The organism is Methylomonas rhizoryzae (genome assembly GCF_008632455.1).
In the GTDB taxonomy this organism is placed as follows: Bacteria; Pseudomonadota; Gammaproteobacteria; order Methylococcales; family Methylomonadaceae; genus Methylomonas; species Methylomonas rhizoryzae.
The window spans coordinates 679920-694111 of sequence record NZ_CP043929.1 but is presented as its reverse complement, the minus strand read 5'-3'; the positions used below and the strand labels follow the sequence as shown (position 1 = coordinate 694111).

Genomic DNA, 14192 nt, shown 5'->3' with positions numbered 1-14192 from the left:
GGTGTAACTCTGTGAAGGAATCGAACGTAAAAGCTGTGTCCCAACTGTTGGCGATGGTATCGTTATTGGCGCCGATAACCGCACAGCCGTTAGGTATCGGAGATATAGAATTACATTCGGCACTCAACCAAAAACTGGAAGCGCAAATCAAACTTCATATCGCTTCCGGCGAAAATCCTGCCGACGTTAGCGTGCGTTTGGCGCCGCCTGAAAAATTCGATCAAGCCGGCATCCCTTGGAGTTATTTTCTTTCCAAAATCAAATTTCAACCGGTTGTTCAAGCTAACGGCGACATCGTCGTCAAAGTATCCTCGCGCGAACCGATCACCGAGCCTTTTCTGAATTTCTTGCTGGAAATCAATTGGCCGCAGGGTAGCCAATATCGCGAATACACCGTCCTGATCGATCCGCCGGCGGAATACCAACCATCGCCTCTTCCAAGCGCGATTAGTCCGGAATACCGTATCGAGCCGTTGGAAGAGCCGAGCGCGCCCAAGGCTACGCCACGCCGCAGCCGCAGTCCGATTCGCACCGCTTCGACTATTTCACCGCAAACGCCGACCGACGGAGAATACGGACCAACGCAAAGCGCGGATACCTTGTGGCACATCGCACAACAATTAGCTCAGCAACGCGAAGTCCCCACCAAGCAAATGCTGACGGCGCTGTACCGCGCCAACCCCGACGCATTCAATCACGGCAATATCAATTCGTTAAAAACCGGAGTCGTTTTAAAAATTCCCGAAACAGCGGCGATTATGCAATCCGGGCCAAAAGCCGGCGCTAAAGCAGCCGCACCGGTCAAGCCGCAACCTAGCGATGTCAAACCGTCTAAACCGCTGGAGCTTGTCGCCCCCAGCGATGCAAAAATAGCCGAGAACGCCGAAGTCGGCGCTCAAGTCAAATCCGGCGGAACCTCTACCGGCGGCAATATCAGCGGCGATAGCGGAGCCGGTGAAGCGGACGCCGGTCAAGCCGATCTACAAGCCCGTATCGACCGCCTGGAACAGCAGATCAACATGATGCAGCAATTGTTGGCGTTGAAAGACCAACAATTGGCGACGTTACAAAACCAAGGCGCGGCCGTACCCAGCCAACCCGCGCCAACGCCTGAGCCTGAGGCCAAAACACAGCCGGAAACTCCGGACGTACAGCAGGAAGTCCCGACACCGACGGCGCCTATAGAACCGGCGCAACAAACAACGCCGGCACCGCAACCGCCTCCCACAGCCGAGCCGACGCCGATTGTCCCCAAACCTGTTCCGCAACCGCGTAAACCAGTTCCTCCACCGGTACCGGAAGTGGTTGCAGAAGAAGAGGGCTTCTTTTCTTCGTCCGTATATTACCTGACAGCCGGGGGACTAGGCCTTGGCATTCTAGGTGCACTGGGCTGGCTATACCGGCGTAAACGCAAACCGGAAGGGCAACCCGATACCGAAAGCATGTTTGCCTCGGCCACCCAAATCAGAATGCCGGACGCAGACAGCGCATTATCGGTACCGGTTCTCGACATGACCTCCAGCGGCAATTACGATGTCGGCACGGTAGGGGAAAGCTCCTTCATCAGCGACTTTACTCCCAGCGATTTCGAGGCTTTCGATACCGATCAAGCCGAAGTGGACCCATTATCGGAGGCCGATGTTTATCTGGCTTACGGCCGCTACCAACAAGCGGAAGATTTGATCAAAGAAGCGATCAAAGAGCATCCTCAGAAAGACGAATTTAAGCTCAAACTGCTGGAAATCTTCTACGCCAACGAAAACCGCGAAGCCTTCGAAAATTACGCCCAAGAACTCGCCAAGGCCGGCAAACAGGCCGATAAAGGGTTTTGGAACAAAGTGACCGATATGGCTAGCGAAATCGTTCCGGACTCGCCGTTATTCGGCGGAACGGCCGCATCCGAAACGGCAACCGCCAGCCCCGCGCAGCATAGCAAAGAGACTAAAGCCTCATTCGAACCGAAATCGGAACCCGCAACGCCGGAGACTGACGCAGCAGGCGAATTGCAGTTGGACGACGACTTAAGCGAATTACGGCTGGACGAAGACGCAGCGCTGGACGACAACGGCCTGGACTTCGATTTGAGTTCGTTTTCTATCGGCGATGATGAAGCCGAGGAAGACAAACAAAATACCGCGGATACCGACATCGAATCGATAGAATTTAACTTCGACAATTTAGGTTCGGTTGCAGAGCAAAAATCTACAGGGGAAAAATCGCCGGCCGAAGAATTCGAAACTTTCGATTTCAGCTTCGATTTGGACGACAGCCTGCCCAAATCCGCCGAACAAGCCCCCGCACCGCAACCGGAAGAAACGGCGTCGGCTACCGAGGTCGAAGAACCGGACGGCTGGGATTTCCCCGAATTTGTCAGCCCGGCACAAGACAAATCCGCGACTCCGCTGACGCTAGCCTCTTCCGGCAGCAAAGAGCCGGAGAACATCGCCGCTGGCGACGCGGACGAATTCGACTTCAATTTCGACTTCGATGCCCCCGCCCTGGGCGCGGAAGAAGAAAGCGATTTCGGCTTAGGCGTTTCCGATTTAACCGATATGGATGAATTGGAAACTAAAATCGACCTCGCCAAAGCCTATATCGACATGGGCGACACCGAAGCGGCCAGAAAAATCGCGAGCGAGGTTCTGGAGAAAGGTTCGAAAGAACAAAAACAAGCGGCACAAGCTTTGCTGGACGAACTCATCTAAGGCGATAGCCAAGAATGTACCTACCCGAAGGCGCCGGATTTTTGCCCTTCGGGTATGCTCCGCAGTCTATAGGCAAAAAACCGGTCAGCCGGGCATCTTTTCGCCGAAAATCACCTAACGATCTTGAAGGGCTGGCAATCGCTCCGGCAAATGAAAGGTAGCTTGGTAGGAATGACGCCTAGCCGCAATGAGGGCCTTGCCAATCGCGGCTAGGCGTCGCTCCCACCATGACTTTCATAGTCCCTGCATTCCAAACAGCGTTGCGATTTGACAGCTATTTTCCCGGCTCCGTAGCTTCGCCGCAACGCTCCACCTCGAATACCACGCCTTTCACGTTAAGCACCTTCACCTTGCTGCCCAACGGGCAATCCGGCCCCTGCACTTTCCAAGTCGTATCGTCCACTTTGATCTTGCCTTGGCCGTTTTCGATGGCGGTAACCAAATTAAAGGTACGCCCGATATATTGCGCCCCTCGTTTATTCAGCAAGGGTTGATCGCTTTGCTGGTCCTTGGCGTGGAAATAACGGCGCCAAACCAACACTGAAGCCACCGCCAGTACCGAAAAAATCAATAACTGTATTTCAAACGATACGGCCGGCTGCATCCAGACCAGCGACCCCACCACAAAACCGGAAACCGCCAGCCACAGGAAAAAAAAGCCGGGGGCCAATAGCTCTATTGCCAAAAAACCGGTCGCCAACACCCACCAATACCAAAATTCGATTTGCGTCGCCTCCATGTCTAGCCCTTTTTATTCAAGGCTTCTTTGGCCAATTCGCCGATACCGCCCAACGCGCCGATCACGCTGGAGGCTTCCAACGGCATCAAAATAAGTTTGCTATTGTCCGCCGCCGCAACCGCTTTCAACGATTCGATATATTTTTGTGCCACAAAAAAATTGATCGCTTGCACGTCGCCCTTGGCTATCGCTTCCGACACCATCATCGTGGCCTTAGCCTCGGCTTCCGCCATCCGTTCGCGCGCCTCCGCTTCGCGAAAAGCGGCCTCTTTACGGCCTTCCGCTTCCAAGATTGCGCTTTGCTTCAAGCCTTCCGCTTTCAAAATTTCCGCCTGCCGCAAGCCTTCCGCCTCCAAAATCTGTGCGCGTTTTTCCCGCTCGGCTTTCATTTGTCTTGCCATAGAGTCGACCAAGTCCTTGGGCGGCGCGATATCTTTGATTTCTATACGGGTCACTTTGATGCCCCAAGGCGTAGTCGCGTCGTCCACCACCGCCAACAACCGGGCATTGATTTCGTCGCGCCGCGATAACAGCTCGTCCAAATCCATGGAACCCATCACGGTGCGGATATTGGTCATGACCAGATTGATGATGGCTACATCCAAGTAGTTGACCTCATAAGCCGCCTTGGCGGCATCCATGATTTGGTAAAACACCACGCCGTCTACCCTGACCATCGCATTATCCTTGGTAATCACCTCCTGAGACGGCACATCCAGCACTTGTTCCATCATATTCAAGCGCCGACCGATACGATCGATGATAGGTACGATGATATTCAACCCCGGCGTCAGGGTATTGATGTATTTACCGAAACGTTCGACCGTGTATTCCATGCCCTGAGGTACCGATTTCACGCTCATGAACACCATTAAAATGGCAAACGCAAACAATACGGTGACAAACAAACTGAACCCGCCCATAAGGCCTCCCGGATTTTTCGATTCGAAATAGTAGATATTGCAAACTGCTAACCAACTAATAATAATGCATACTTCGACAACCTGCCGGTTTAAGGGCCTAAGCATGAACACGCTAATTTACTATTCGTTCAACATCTTCATCTTGATGGCGGTTATTTTGATCGTAGGGATGATCAAACCTAAATGGATCTTTTTTTGGATGGATTCTCCGGGACGGGCGCCGGTACTGGTCATCAGCGCAGTGCTGTTCATGGTTGCCGCCACCATGTTCGGCGAAGGGAACAAAGAATTGCAACAAGAAAAAGCCAAACAGCAGCAACCGGCTAGAACGCTGAATTCGGAAGTGCCGGACTTGCATTGATGAGCTAGATACGCAGCCCGCGCACCCTATTTTTCAATGTCCGTAAATCGGCCGCATCGCTTTGCGCTTGATAGCGAATACGAATGTACAAAGCGGTAATCCGCTCGATTTGCTCCGCCAATTCCGGTTTTGCGGCTGCGGCGCGCTCGGCGAAGGCTAGCGCGCCTTCGCTGTAACCGATTTCTACGCCGGCCTTGGCCATTTTCCTGCAAAACTGCCGATAGCATTCCACGCTTCGATCCGCCGCGACGCGCGTTTTCAATAACCAAGCGGTTAACGGCAATCCGACGAGTAACAGACTCGCAAACAACCACTGCGCCAGCTTGAACGTGCTATCGATGTCCCAATCGCGAAAAAATTGCGCTTGATTTTCGCTGTTGTAATTGACCACCCAGCGTTGCCAGTTGTAATCGATGCTTTGCCATAATTGCCGGCTGCGTTTCAGCCAATCTCCGGCCGATCCTATGCTGACGGACGTAAAGCTGACTTCGCCGCTGGCGATTTGCAAATCTACGTTCACCCCTCGCTCTATGCGCTCCGGCGCCACTGCCGCGGTAGGATCCACGCGGACCCAACCTTTATCCGGCAGCCACGCCTCCGCCCATGCATGCGCATCCGCCTGCCTGACTTCCAGAAAATTGCCGACCGGATTGATTTCGCCGCCTTGATAACCGCCGACCACCCTAGCCGGAACGCCGGCAATTCTCAGCAAATACACCAAGGCGGTCGCGTAATGGCTGCAAAATCCTCGCCGGGTTTCGAACAGAAAGGTCTCGACAGGCTGATCCGGCATCAACGGCGGCGTCAGCGTGTAATAAAAATTTTCGGTGCGAAAATAGCGCAGCAGCCCATCGATCAAGTCTTGCGGACCGGCGGCCTCTTGCTGCATACCGGCGACGAAATCGCGCAGGCGCCCGGAAACCGGCTGCGGTAATTGCAAGGCTTGCCGGCGCTCTTGGTCGCTGAGCGGCAAAATCCTGTATTCCGCCCCGGACACGATGCGGTATTCGGCGCGCTCCAGCGGTTTTTCCTTGACCTGCAATTGGTAATAACGATTGCGCCTCAGCTCGGGACCGAAAGACTCAGCCATTTCCAAACCGTACACCAAATTCTGCGCTTGCGGCTCCAACAACAAGGTATATGCGTACCGATCGCCGACTATCTCCGGCGGATCGGCACGTTGATCCGCCTGCTTTACCGCGCGCCAGCCGTTGCCGTCGGTTTCGACATATACCGGTCCGCGCCAATAGCGTCGGGCGGGCGGCGGAATCGGCCCATCGAAGCGCACTCTGAACACCAAAGCGTCGGACAGGCTCAGCTCGCTGATCGAGCCCGGCTCCAATCTGTCCGTCAGACCGGACACGGCTTTGTGCTGATCCTGCAACCACATCCAACGCGGCGCTTCGACCCTGGGAAAAAACACGAACATCAGCAACGCCAGGGGTAGCGCGTGCAAGCCGATAGCAAATCCCGTTTTCAGCATCCGCCCTATCGGCAGCGTAGCCGAATGCAAGCTGAGCAAAGTCACCACCAACAGGCCGGATACCGTTAACACATACCCGGCCATCCACAAGCTTTGCTGATATAAAAACTGCGAAGCGGCCACGATGAAAGCCAGATTGACGACCAGATAAGCGTCGCGCCGACTGCGCGTTTCCAGCAACTTCAAGCCTAAAGCCACGACAAACACGGCGGTACCGGCGTCGCGCCCGAAAAAACTGCGCTGCTGACTGACCAACAGCGCAATGGCCAGCAACGTCAGCAAGGTCAGCTGCGTGCGATTCGGCAAACCGTACTGCCGATACAAGGTCACTGCCCGCCATGCCGCCAGCACGCCGAAAAACCCAAACAAGGGTAGCGGAATGTGCCAGGCGTGCGGCACGGTAATCAAGCACACCGACAGCAACAGCAAGGCCAACGCCCGCCGGTCCGGAACCGGTTCTATCGCTACGCTGCCGGCCGTCCTTGTGCTAGGAAAATTCAGGGTAATCGCCATCGGCCGGTCAACTGCGTTGTAAGGAACATAAACCGGGGGCGGACATGTGACTAAGCCTGCAAGGCTTGCCAAAAATCCTGCAGCTTAGGCCGCTCTAATACCGCTTGCGCGGCCAATACTGCGGAAACGCTGACGCCGGCCACGCCGCCGCCCGGCCGGGTCCAATGGCCTACGTGATATAAGCCCGGCACTGCGCCGCGCACGTCCGGCCGGTTGGGCCCTATTTGCTCCGGCGTTGCGGCGAAACCGTAGGCGGCGCCGTGCCGGTTCAAGGTGTAACGTTCCATGGTGCGCGGCGACCCCGATTCCACCAGCAAAATGCGGCCACCCAAGCCGGGAAATTCGCGTTCCGCCAATTCCAGCAAGCGCTGCTGGAACGCCGGTTTCGCCTCCCGCCACGAGCGCCCGACCTGGAACGGACATAAACTGGTCAGCATCATTACCTGACCGCCCGCCGGGGCGACAGACCGGTCGCTGACGCCCGGCATAGTCGCCGAAAACCAGGTCATTTCTCCGGCCAAGCTGCGGTGGTAATTCAGCTCGTGATCGTAACTCGGGAAAAAAAATGCTTCGTGGCTGAGCTGCGACGCCGGCGGCACCCTGTCGGTGGCCAGGTAACAGGCAAAAATCGACAGCGACACTTGCATGGCCGCGACCCTGTCCCGCCATGCCGCCAAGTCGTTGCCACCGGCGGACAACATCTCTGCGGTCAGCAGCGCATCGGCGTTCGAAACCACCGCATCCGCGCCGATCACTTGCCCGTTTTCCAATACGACGGCGTCGGCGCGGCCGCTTTCGCAGCATATGCGCCTGACGCCGGCATTCAGCATCACTTCGCCGCCGTGCGTTGCAATGGCACCCGCCAGCGCATTCGCGAACTGCTGAAAGCTGCCCCGGCAATAATAGCCACCCTCGTACACATAGCCGGCCATCATGACCGCCCAGTACAAAAACGACAGTCGCGACGGCGACAGCCCCAAATAAGGCCAGAGCGCCGCGCACGCGCTTTTTAAACGGGCGTCGACGAGATATTCGTCCAATACCTGTGCCAAGCTTGCGCGCCTGTAGCGAAACAAATCGGCTAAGGCTTGCGCCGGCGACCCGCTACTCTCTCGGCCTTGCGCCAGCCACTCGTCGGCCATTACCGACTGCTCCGCAATCTTGCGGCACAAGCGCAACAGCGCCAGCAAACCGGCGTGCTCCGACCCGAACCGGGAACACAGAGCGTCGACATACTCGGCTTCGCCACTATACAACCAGAACTGTCCGTCCGGATAAACCACCCGGCCATAACGCGGCACGTCGATGAACAAGCCGTCGGCGTCTATCCCGACCGCCCGGCAAATCCGGTAAATCGTACTGCCGTTGGCATACCCCCTGGCGCTGCAGCCACTGACCAAATGCACGCCGGCATCGAAGTGGAAGCCACGCCGCTTGAAACCGTGCGCATAGCCGCCGGGCCTGTCGTGGCGCTCGACCACCAACACCGACTTACCCGCTTTGGCCAACAACGCCGCGCAGCTCAAACCGCCGATCCCGGCGCCTATCACCACCACGTCGTAACGTTCTTGTTTGGATTCTGTATGGATGCCGCGCATGCCGCCGGGAGTTTTGTCCGTTGTCTTAAGGTAAGCCGTCAAGCCGGGCAAAGTAACAGATTCGGCTGACGACCTCAATTTGAGGTCTTCGAGCCCTCAGTCAGGAAAATATCACGATAGCAACAGTGAGGCACATTTGAAAAAATAACGGAATGAGCATTAAGGCCTGATCCGTCGGTACTAAATAGCGATGGGTTGGATTGCAACAATTCATTGCGGTAAGCCATTTTTTAAACGCCTTAGTGGTTATTGAGCGGGAGAATACAGAAAGCCACCCGCGTAACGATAAGTGATACCCCATAATGGATGAGTCAGCTTAAAATCCAGTCGAAACCCATCACCGAGCGCATGCTCCCTGATTTCGGCACTTCCCAATAGCAGCCAGTCCGGTATCTTCAGCTTGAAATTTCGCCACTGCCAAAAGTGCTCCAGGCTACGGTAAAGCAATTCGCCTTCGTCGACTTCGACTCGCATCCGCAAACCGAATCCAAAACCGATGTCTTCGATCAGCTCGTTGTCCGCAGCAAAACGCATACTCGAATAAAAACAATCGCTCTTGCCGTCGGCATAACTCAGCGTGCGCCGCCACTGCAAAACGCCGCCGTCGGCGCGTTTGTCGACTTCCGCCGCTACCGCCTTGCCCGGCCACAGCACCAAGCCTCCGAACAGGTGTATCGTCCAGACCCATGGAAACAAATAACCAGGATAAGTTATTTCCATCTCGCCGTGCAGCCGGCTTTTGCCGCCGTCGCTGATGTCGTAGTGCCGACGTATGCTGTCCGGGAGCAGGTACCAATCTTCACCTAAAACTTTCTGCATCAATGCTTTTGTCATGGGCTTAGCTCCAAAGTGAGTTATGAAACACCATCAACGTGGTGATGCTGATCATGCCGAAGAAAGCAGGTACCCCCAGCCACAACCAGAGTTTCGAATAATAATGGTACAGATAGGGTAACGGTTTGCCTTCCGCAAGACTTTGCACGGCAATGTCGCGCATGCGGATTTGCAACACGACTACCGGCAGCCAGCACAAACCGGTGATTAAATACAGCAGCAAAGTCCACCACAGCCAGCCGTCGTCTAACGAAGCCGGCAATTGCCCCGCTAGCAACACACCGGTAGCAGGTTGTATCAATACGGTTGGCGTCGTGAACCACCAATCTGCCAATACTACATGGCGGCTAGTCGCGGCAATCGCGGCATGCTCCCCGGTTTTATCGGCCATAACCTTATAAAACACTGTACCGCAACCTAGCCCGAATAAAACGACGGCGCTGAGGATGTGAGTCAACTTCAAGCTTAAATACATCATGGTCTTTCTCCTTCCAATACGCGGTAAACCAGCAACAAGACTAAGAACGGCAGGTTTTTCAATAAGGGCCCGAATGGATGAAATATGAACTCGGGCAAACGGCAGGCCACGACGATACTGTAGGCGAAGACGATGTAACACTGCCAAAGCAACAACGATTGAATGCGGTAACGGCACAACGTCGCGACGCCGAAAACGATGTCCATCAGCGCCAGAGCATACAAGGTCAAGGCAGCTATCCAACCTTCTATACCGGTATCGGCCAGCATACGGTAACTGAGGTCGTGCGGATAGAAAAATAGCGATGTGACGCCGCTCCACAGCCAAACCAATGCGATCACCCATCGGGCCGCCGGCCGTAAAAAATACAAGCCGGCCTGCCAGCGTTCGGCTTGGCTGGCAGGCCGTTCGAACAATCGGCTAGTAACGTTGACGGGCGGGCGACCAAGAAAATCGGTCAATACGGAAACATCCGCACTATTACCTCTAGCCAGCATCGCAATACTGTCCGGACTCAGAATGGGCTCACCTATCCAGCGCCCGAGACTTGCGGCAAGCTTTGCGTAACGTAGCGGTATGGATACCGCCGTAGCTCCCGTTTTACCCAGCCGCCGACGCAAGCCTGCCAACCAATCGGCATAGGTGATAGCTTCGGGGCCGACCAAGGCCAACGTTTTGCGGCCCGTCGTGTCTGCGTCCAAGCAACGGCCAACCGCTTCGGCGACATCATCAATATAAACGGGTTGTATGAATTGCCGTCCGCCATCGGGTAGACAGTGTATTGGTAGGGAGGCCAGCGCATAAAACAGCGCTGCGCTTTGACCGCCATCACCGTAAACCAGCGACGGTTGCAGCACGAACCAATCCAACGGCAATTGCCGCAAGGCATCGTCGGCGGTCCTCTTGCTTACATGGTAGGGCGACTCTGCTGTGCCGTCCGCTCCAAGGGCCGAAATCTGCACCGCTTTGCCGACGCCGGCCCGATCCGCCGCAGTAAACAACGCCGATGCCGCCTGGTTATGCAGGGCTTCGAAGCGTTGATTGCGGGTTTCCGCGATAATACCGACGCAGTTAACGACGGCATCTATGCCCTGTAGACGGGGCCACCACGCCGCTACGGTATCGGCTTCGTTGAAATCGACAGCAAATGTGGCGAGGCGTTCATGTCGGATAGTGAGTTGTTCAGGATTCCGGCAGCAGGCCGTTACCCGATGTCCCCGGCCGAGCAGTTCGGCCAATACCGCACGGCCGACAAAACCGCTAGCGCCGGTCAGTAAAATGTCCATGCTTTGCTCCTTAAAATCGAAAGGCAGGAGCAAGATAAGCCACGCGACGCGAGCAATCTTCCTGATTGATCATTCAGGAACAATAAATGGCCGCTACTGTTTAACAGGCTTTATTTTCAAAGCCTTATAAACATCCAAAATGATCATTTCGGAGTAAACGGCCGCAGCAAACAGGGGGCTTGATCGGTTAGCGCCGGCCGATTCAGTCGGGCTTTTTGCGGTATTGGCCCGGCGTGATGCCGGTAACGTCTTTGAAGGCGGCATAAAAATTGGATTGGGTGGCAAAGCCAACCGTCAATCCAATCGACAACACCGAAGCCTGCGGGTCGGCTAGCAATAATTGTTTGGCCGCAGCAACGCGGTGTTCGCGAATATAACGGGAAAAGCCCTGGCCGAATTCGGTGTTGATCAATTCCGATAACTGGTGAGGACTAATGGCCAAGGGCTCGGCCACAGCGGCCAGACTTATGCCCTCAAGCGTGTACAGTTTATCTTCGCTCATCAACTTATCGAGTTTCGCAAGCACCGCCGCTTTATCGATATTCTTCAATGTAGACTCGGCATAGGCCGCCTGCACCGCTTCCGACACCTCGCCGGCAAGATTCGGGAAACGCAACAAGGTCAGTGCCACGGTGAAAAACGCCAAGCCAAGCAACAGACTGTAAACGCTGATAAAACGGCCGTCGTCCAGTAGCGGACCTAGCAAACCTAATACGATTACCGCCACGGCAATCGCCAACAGGCCGGCCAACGACAGCAATTCCAGATGAAAGCGCCGCCGCTGGCCGCGTAAGCCGTAAACCGTCTTACACAGCCAAAGCAAATAGCCGCTGCCAACCGCGAAAGCCGATAGAAACGCCCAATGGTATGACAACAGCGTCAATGTAAACGGCAGCCAATGTAAAACGTCGCGCCGGCGGTAGGCTGCCACGCCACCCAGCAATTGCCGGCTGTAAAAGTAAAAGCTGGGAGCAACACCGAACAACAGCCCCAGATAAACTTTAGACAACACGGCATCCGGGCGACCGAGCAGGTATTGCAGATGCAACCACTGCAAAGCTGTCAAATCCGCTAACAGCAAAAATCCTGCCGCCTTGGCCTGGAAACTGACCGGCTCGCGTCTTTGCAAAAGATTTCCCAGCAATAACAGCGCTGCCGCACCGAACGAAAAGCCTATAGTCAGTAATGAAGCAAGTTGCATTTGAAACAGAGGCCTCGTGCCTATCAGTCGACCACCCGCCTGACTTGCGCACCGCAAGTTTGGCATTTACCGCACAAAATCACCTCATCGCCCAATGATTGGACTGAATAATCGACCATAGTCGTATTACCTCGGCATTGTCCACACCAAACCGAGGACAGAATGGCTTCCCGATTCGATTTAGGCATGGCGCGCCAGATTTTTTCAGCCGCAAACGAAAAGAGAATAGTCATGATCAGCCTTTAATACGTTCCAGCATTGCACCCAAATTAATCCTCACAGTTTTCTAACGCCTGTTCATTCCAATAGCAAACGACCTGACACCCTCTTGCTCCTAGTGGACGATCTTAGAACTAGAGGAGACCCCGGCCAATGTCATTGACCACGAAAAAGTTTAGTGCATTCGGATGCCGAGCGAATAAAGCCGGATAAAGGCATCATAGGCTCGCTACTATAAAGTTAAGGAACAAGCACCTGAGCGGATTGTCACCCAAATCACCCCGGAAAAGCGGCGGTGCGAAACTTGATTGTAAACCCAGCTTTTTTGGAGGGGTAAAGCAAAAAAAATCCGGCGCGACGGCCGGATTTGGAGGGAGGACGTTATTGCAATGAGCTGAACAGCGTTGCAATGACCATAGATTATCAGTATTTCCTAATATTAAAAATGCGTCACGTTGCCGCAGCTCGCTTGCCGCCGGGTTTTACCAATTTTGCAACAGCTGTTCCAAAGCCTGCCGGGTAAATTTGCCGGTCGCCGAGCGCGGGATGGTCGCCACCCGCTGGATTTTTCGCGGTAAGAACACATCGTCTATCCGCGCACGTAACGCGCTACGCAACTCGGCAGCCGATAAGCTGCTGACCACGAACGCCGCCAAACGCGGCTCCGTGGAACCGTCGTCAACCGAATAGAAAACCCCGTCGTCGACCCCGGCGATTTCGCACAAAATGCGATTCAAATCGCTCAGCGAAGCGCGCTTGCCGGCCACTTTCACCATATCGACATCGCGGCCTAACGCCGCAAACCGCTCGCCGTCCAAAAGTCGCAACCGGTCGGATAAAACGGCGGCCTCGGGCAAATGCCGGGCCTCCAGCCAAACCGGCCCCCGGTTCCGTTCCCGGTACAAGCGACAGCCCGGGTACAAGCGCCACGCGCGTGCGCTTAACGCCTGCCTGCAGGCGAACGACAAAGTTTCGGTACTACCGTAGATTTCCCAAACCTCCAACCCTAACGCGGCTTTAGCGGCGGCGGCTAAGGCATGCGGCAAGGTATCGGTGGCGCTCAGCACCCCGGCTAAGTTGGTCCAAGCCTGCCGGGTTTTGCTCAAGGAGCGTAAATGCGCGGGCGTCGTAAGCAATAGCGCCGGCCAAGGCGCGGCCGCCAGCGCGGCCTGCACGTCGCCCGGATAAAACGGCCGGCCGTCGTATAACAGCAAATCCGAACTCAACGGCCAAAACACCGAGGTTTCCAAACCGTACATGTGCTGCGGCGGCGTGGTCGAAATCATCACGCGCCGGCTTGCCGCCAAGCCCAACGCCGCTAGCGCCATGCGCGCCGAAGTCAGCAAGCTGAGCAAACTGTGCGGGCAAGGCTTGGGTTTACCGGTACTGCCGGAGGTAAACGCGACGACTCCGGCCCGCGCCCAGTCTATCTCGGCCGCATGAATGTTGCCGCCGCCGCCCGCTGCGGGTCGGCCTACCTCGAAACGGCAAACCCCAGCCATCTCCGGCATCTGTTCGCCGACCAAATAGGCATCGGGATAATCCTTTAAAATATCGTAAAGTACCCGTTGATGGGCGGAAGACGGCAACAGACAAATTTGCCCGCGGCTGGCTGCCGCCAACAAGCACACGCAAAACAAGTAACGGTTTTGGCACAGATTGAGCGCATGGGTTTTGGCTGGCAAGCGCTCGGCCAAAGCCGATACGTCTCGCCACAGTTGCCGGCGGCTGATCACCCGACCTTGGAACAGGGCGAACGGCCGCTCGTCCTGCATGAAAACCGTCTGCTGCGGTATTGTTGCCGACTCAATTGGCATGCGTGTGCTGGCGACCTTGGCGCGATTGCAGTCAA

The 14192-nt window shown here is 55.5% G+C and carries 12 protein-coding genes; 2 read left to right on the top strand and 10 right to left on the bottom strand.

The genetic code is table 11. The features are described 5' to 3' along the window. The first annotated feature begins 11 nt into the window (after positions 1-11). Positions 12-2705 (top strand): FimV/HubP family polar landmark protein, encoded by a 2694-nt coding sequence (locus tag F1E05_RS03340; protein WP_150046723.1) that lies wholly within the window; start codon positions 12-14, stop codon positions 2703-2705. A gap of 274 nt (positions 2706-2979) precedes the next feature. Here F1E05_RS03340 and F1E05_RS03335 read toward each other — a convergent pair whose 3' ends face one another. Together F1E05_RS03335 and F1E05_RS03330 are read right to left on the bottom strand one after the other, a co-directional pair. Beyond that, the gene (locus F1E05_RS03335; RefSeq protein WP_150046721.1) at positions 2980-3444 is read right to left on the bottom strand and encodes an NfeD family protein; all 465 of its coding nucleotides are present in this window, start codon (positions 3442-3444) and stop codon (positions 2980-2982) included. A 2-nt stretch (positions 3445-3446) separates the two neighbouring features. Beyond that, positions 3447-4367 carry an SPFH domain-containing protein gene (locus tag F1E05_RS03330; protein ID WP_150046719.1) on the bottom strand — a complete coding sequence of 307 codons (921 nt, stop codon included), beginning with the start codon at positions 4365-4367 and terminating at the stop codon, positions 3447-3449. A gap of 103 nt (positions 4368-4470) precedes the next feature. On the opposite strand from F1E05_RS03330, the gene F1E05_RS03325 reads away from it, so the two are divergent. Further along, positions 4471-4728, top strand: a complete 258-nt coding sequence (locus tag F1E05_RS03325) for a hypothetical protein (protein WP_150046717.1) — start codon at positions 4471-4473, stop codon at positions 4726-4728. A 4-nt stretch (positions 4729-4732) separates the two neighbouring features. On the opposite strand, the gene F1E05_RS03320 is transcribed toward F1E05_RS03325, so the two are convergent. The 8 genes from F1E05_RS03320 to F1E05_RS03285 form a co-directional block, all read right to left on the bottom strand. Beyond that, entirely contained in the window at positions 4733-6724 is a 1992-nt protein-coding gene (locus tag F1E05_RS03320) for a transglutaminase TgpA family protein (RefSeq protein ID WP_150046715.1), read from the bottom strand. 50 nt (positions 6725-6774) lie between these two features. Further along, positions 6775-8373 carry a phytoene desaturase family protein gene (locus F1E05_RS03315; RefSeq protein ID WP_332095527.1) on the bottom strand — a complete coding sequence of 533 codons (1599 nt, stop codon included), beginning with the start codon at positions 8371-8373 and terminating at the stop codon, positions 6775-6777. Positions 8374-8568: 195 nt separating this feature from the next. After that, positions 8569-9156 (bottom strand): DUF4166 domain-containing protein, encoded by a 588-nt coding sequence (locus tag F1E05_RS03310; RefSeq protein WP_190303233.1) that lies wholly within the window; start codon positions 9154-9156, stop codon positions 8569-8571. Between the two features lie 4 nt (positions 9157-9160). Further along, positions 9161-9634: a DUF2269 family protein gene (locus F1E05_RS03305; RefSeq protein ID WP_150046713.1), complete on the bottom strand. Its 474-nt coding sequence runs from the start codon at positions 9632-9634 to the stop codon at positions 9161-9163. Next, positions 9631-10920: an NAD(P)H-binding protein gene (locus F1E05_RS03300; RefSeq protein WP_150046711.1), complete on the bottom strand. Its 1290-nt coding sequence runs from the start codon at positions 10918-10920 to the stop codon at positions 9631-9633. The genes F1E05_RS03305 and F1E05_RS03300 overlap by 4 nt, the downstream gene beginning before the upstream one ends. A gap of 202 nt (positions 10921-11122) precedes the next feature. Beyond that, complete coding sequence (locus F1E05_RS03295) at positions 11123-12121, bottom strand: helix-turn-helix domain-containing protein (protein ID WP_150046709.1); 999 nt, start codon at positions 12119-12121, stop codon at positions 11123-11125. 23 nt (positions 12122-12144) lie between these two features. Beyond that, positions 12145-12354 (bottom strand): hypothetical protein, encoded by a 210-nt coding sequence (locus F1E05_RS03290; RefSeq protein ID WP_150046707.1) that lies wholly within the window; start codon positions 12352-12354, stop codon positions 12145-12147. Positions 12355-12822: 468 nt separating this feature from the next. Further along, the gene (locus F1E05_RS03285) at positions 12823-14157 is read right to left on the bottom strand and encodes an AMP-binding protein (RefSeq protein WP_150046705.1); all 1335 of its coding nucleotides are present in this window, start codon (positions 14155-14157) and stop codon (positions 12823-12825) included. Between the last annotated feature and the right edge of the window lie 35 nt (positions 14158-14192).

Bases quoted from the DNA above. Each gene is read 5' to 3' on its own strand.
- F1E05_RS03300 (WP_150046711.1), bottom strand. From the start codon at position 10,920: ATGGACATTTTACTGACCGGCGCTAGCGGTTTTGTCGGCCGTGCGGTA.
- F1E05_RS03325 (WP_150046717.1), top strand. From the start codon at position 4,471: ATGAACACGCTAATTTACTATTCGTTCAACATCTTCATCTTGATGGCG.
- F1E05_RS03295 (WP_150046709.1), bottom strand. From the start codon at position 12,121: ATGCAACTTGCTTCATTACTGACTATAGGCTTTTCGTTCGGTGCGGCA.
- F1E05_RS03320 (WP_150046715.1), bottom strand. From the start codon at position 6,724: ATGGCGATTACCCTGAATTTTCCTAGCACAAGGACGGCCGGCAGCGTA.
- F1E05_RS03330 (WP_150046719.1), bottom strand. From the start codon at position 4,367: ATGGGCGGGTTCAGTTTGTTTGTCACCGTATTGTTTGCGTTTGCCATT.
- F1E05_RS03310 (WP_190303233.1), bottom strand. From the start codon at position 9,156: ATGACAAAAGCATTGATGCAGAAAGTTTTAGGTGAAGATTGGTACCTG.
- F1E05_RS03290 (WP_150046707.1), bottom strand. From the start codon at position 12,354: ATGACTATTCTCTTTTCGTTTGCGGCTGAAAAAATCTGGCGCGCCATG.
- F1E05_RS03305 (WP_150046713.1), bottom strand. From the start codon at position 9,634: ATGATGTATTTAAGCTTGAAGTTGACTCACATCCTCAGCGCCGTCGTT.
- F1E05_RS03335 (WP_150046721.1), bottom strand. From the start codon at position 3,444: ATGGAGGCGACGCAAATCGAATTTTGGTATTGGTGGGTGTTGGCGACC.
- F1E05_RS03285 (WP_150046705.1), bottom strand. From the start codon at position 14,157: ATGCCAATTGAGTCGGCAACAATACCGCAGCAGACGGTTTTCATGCAG.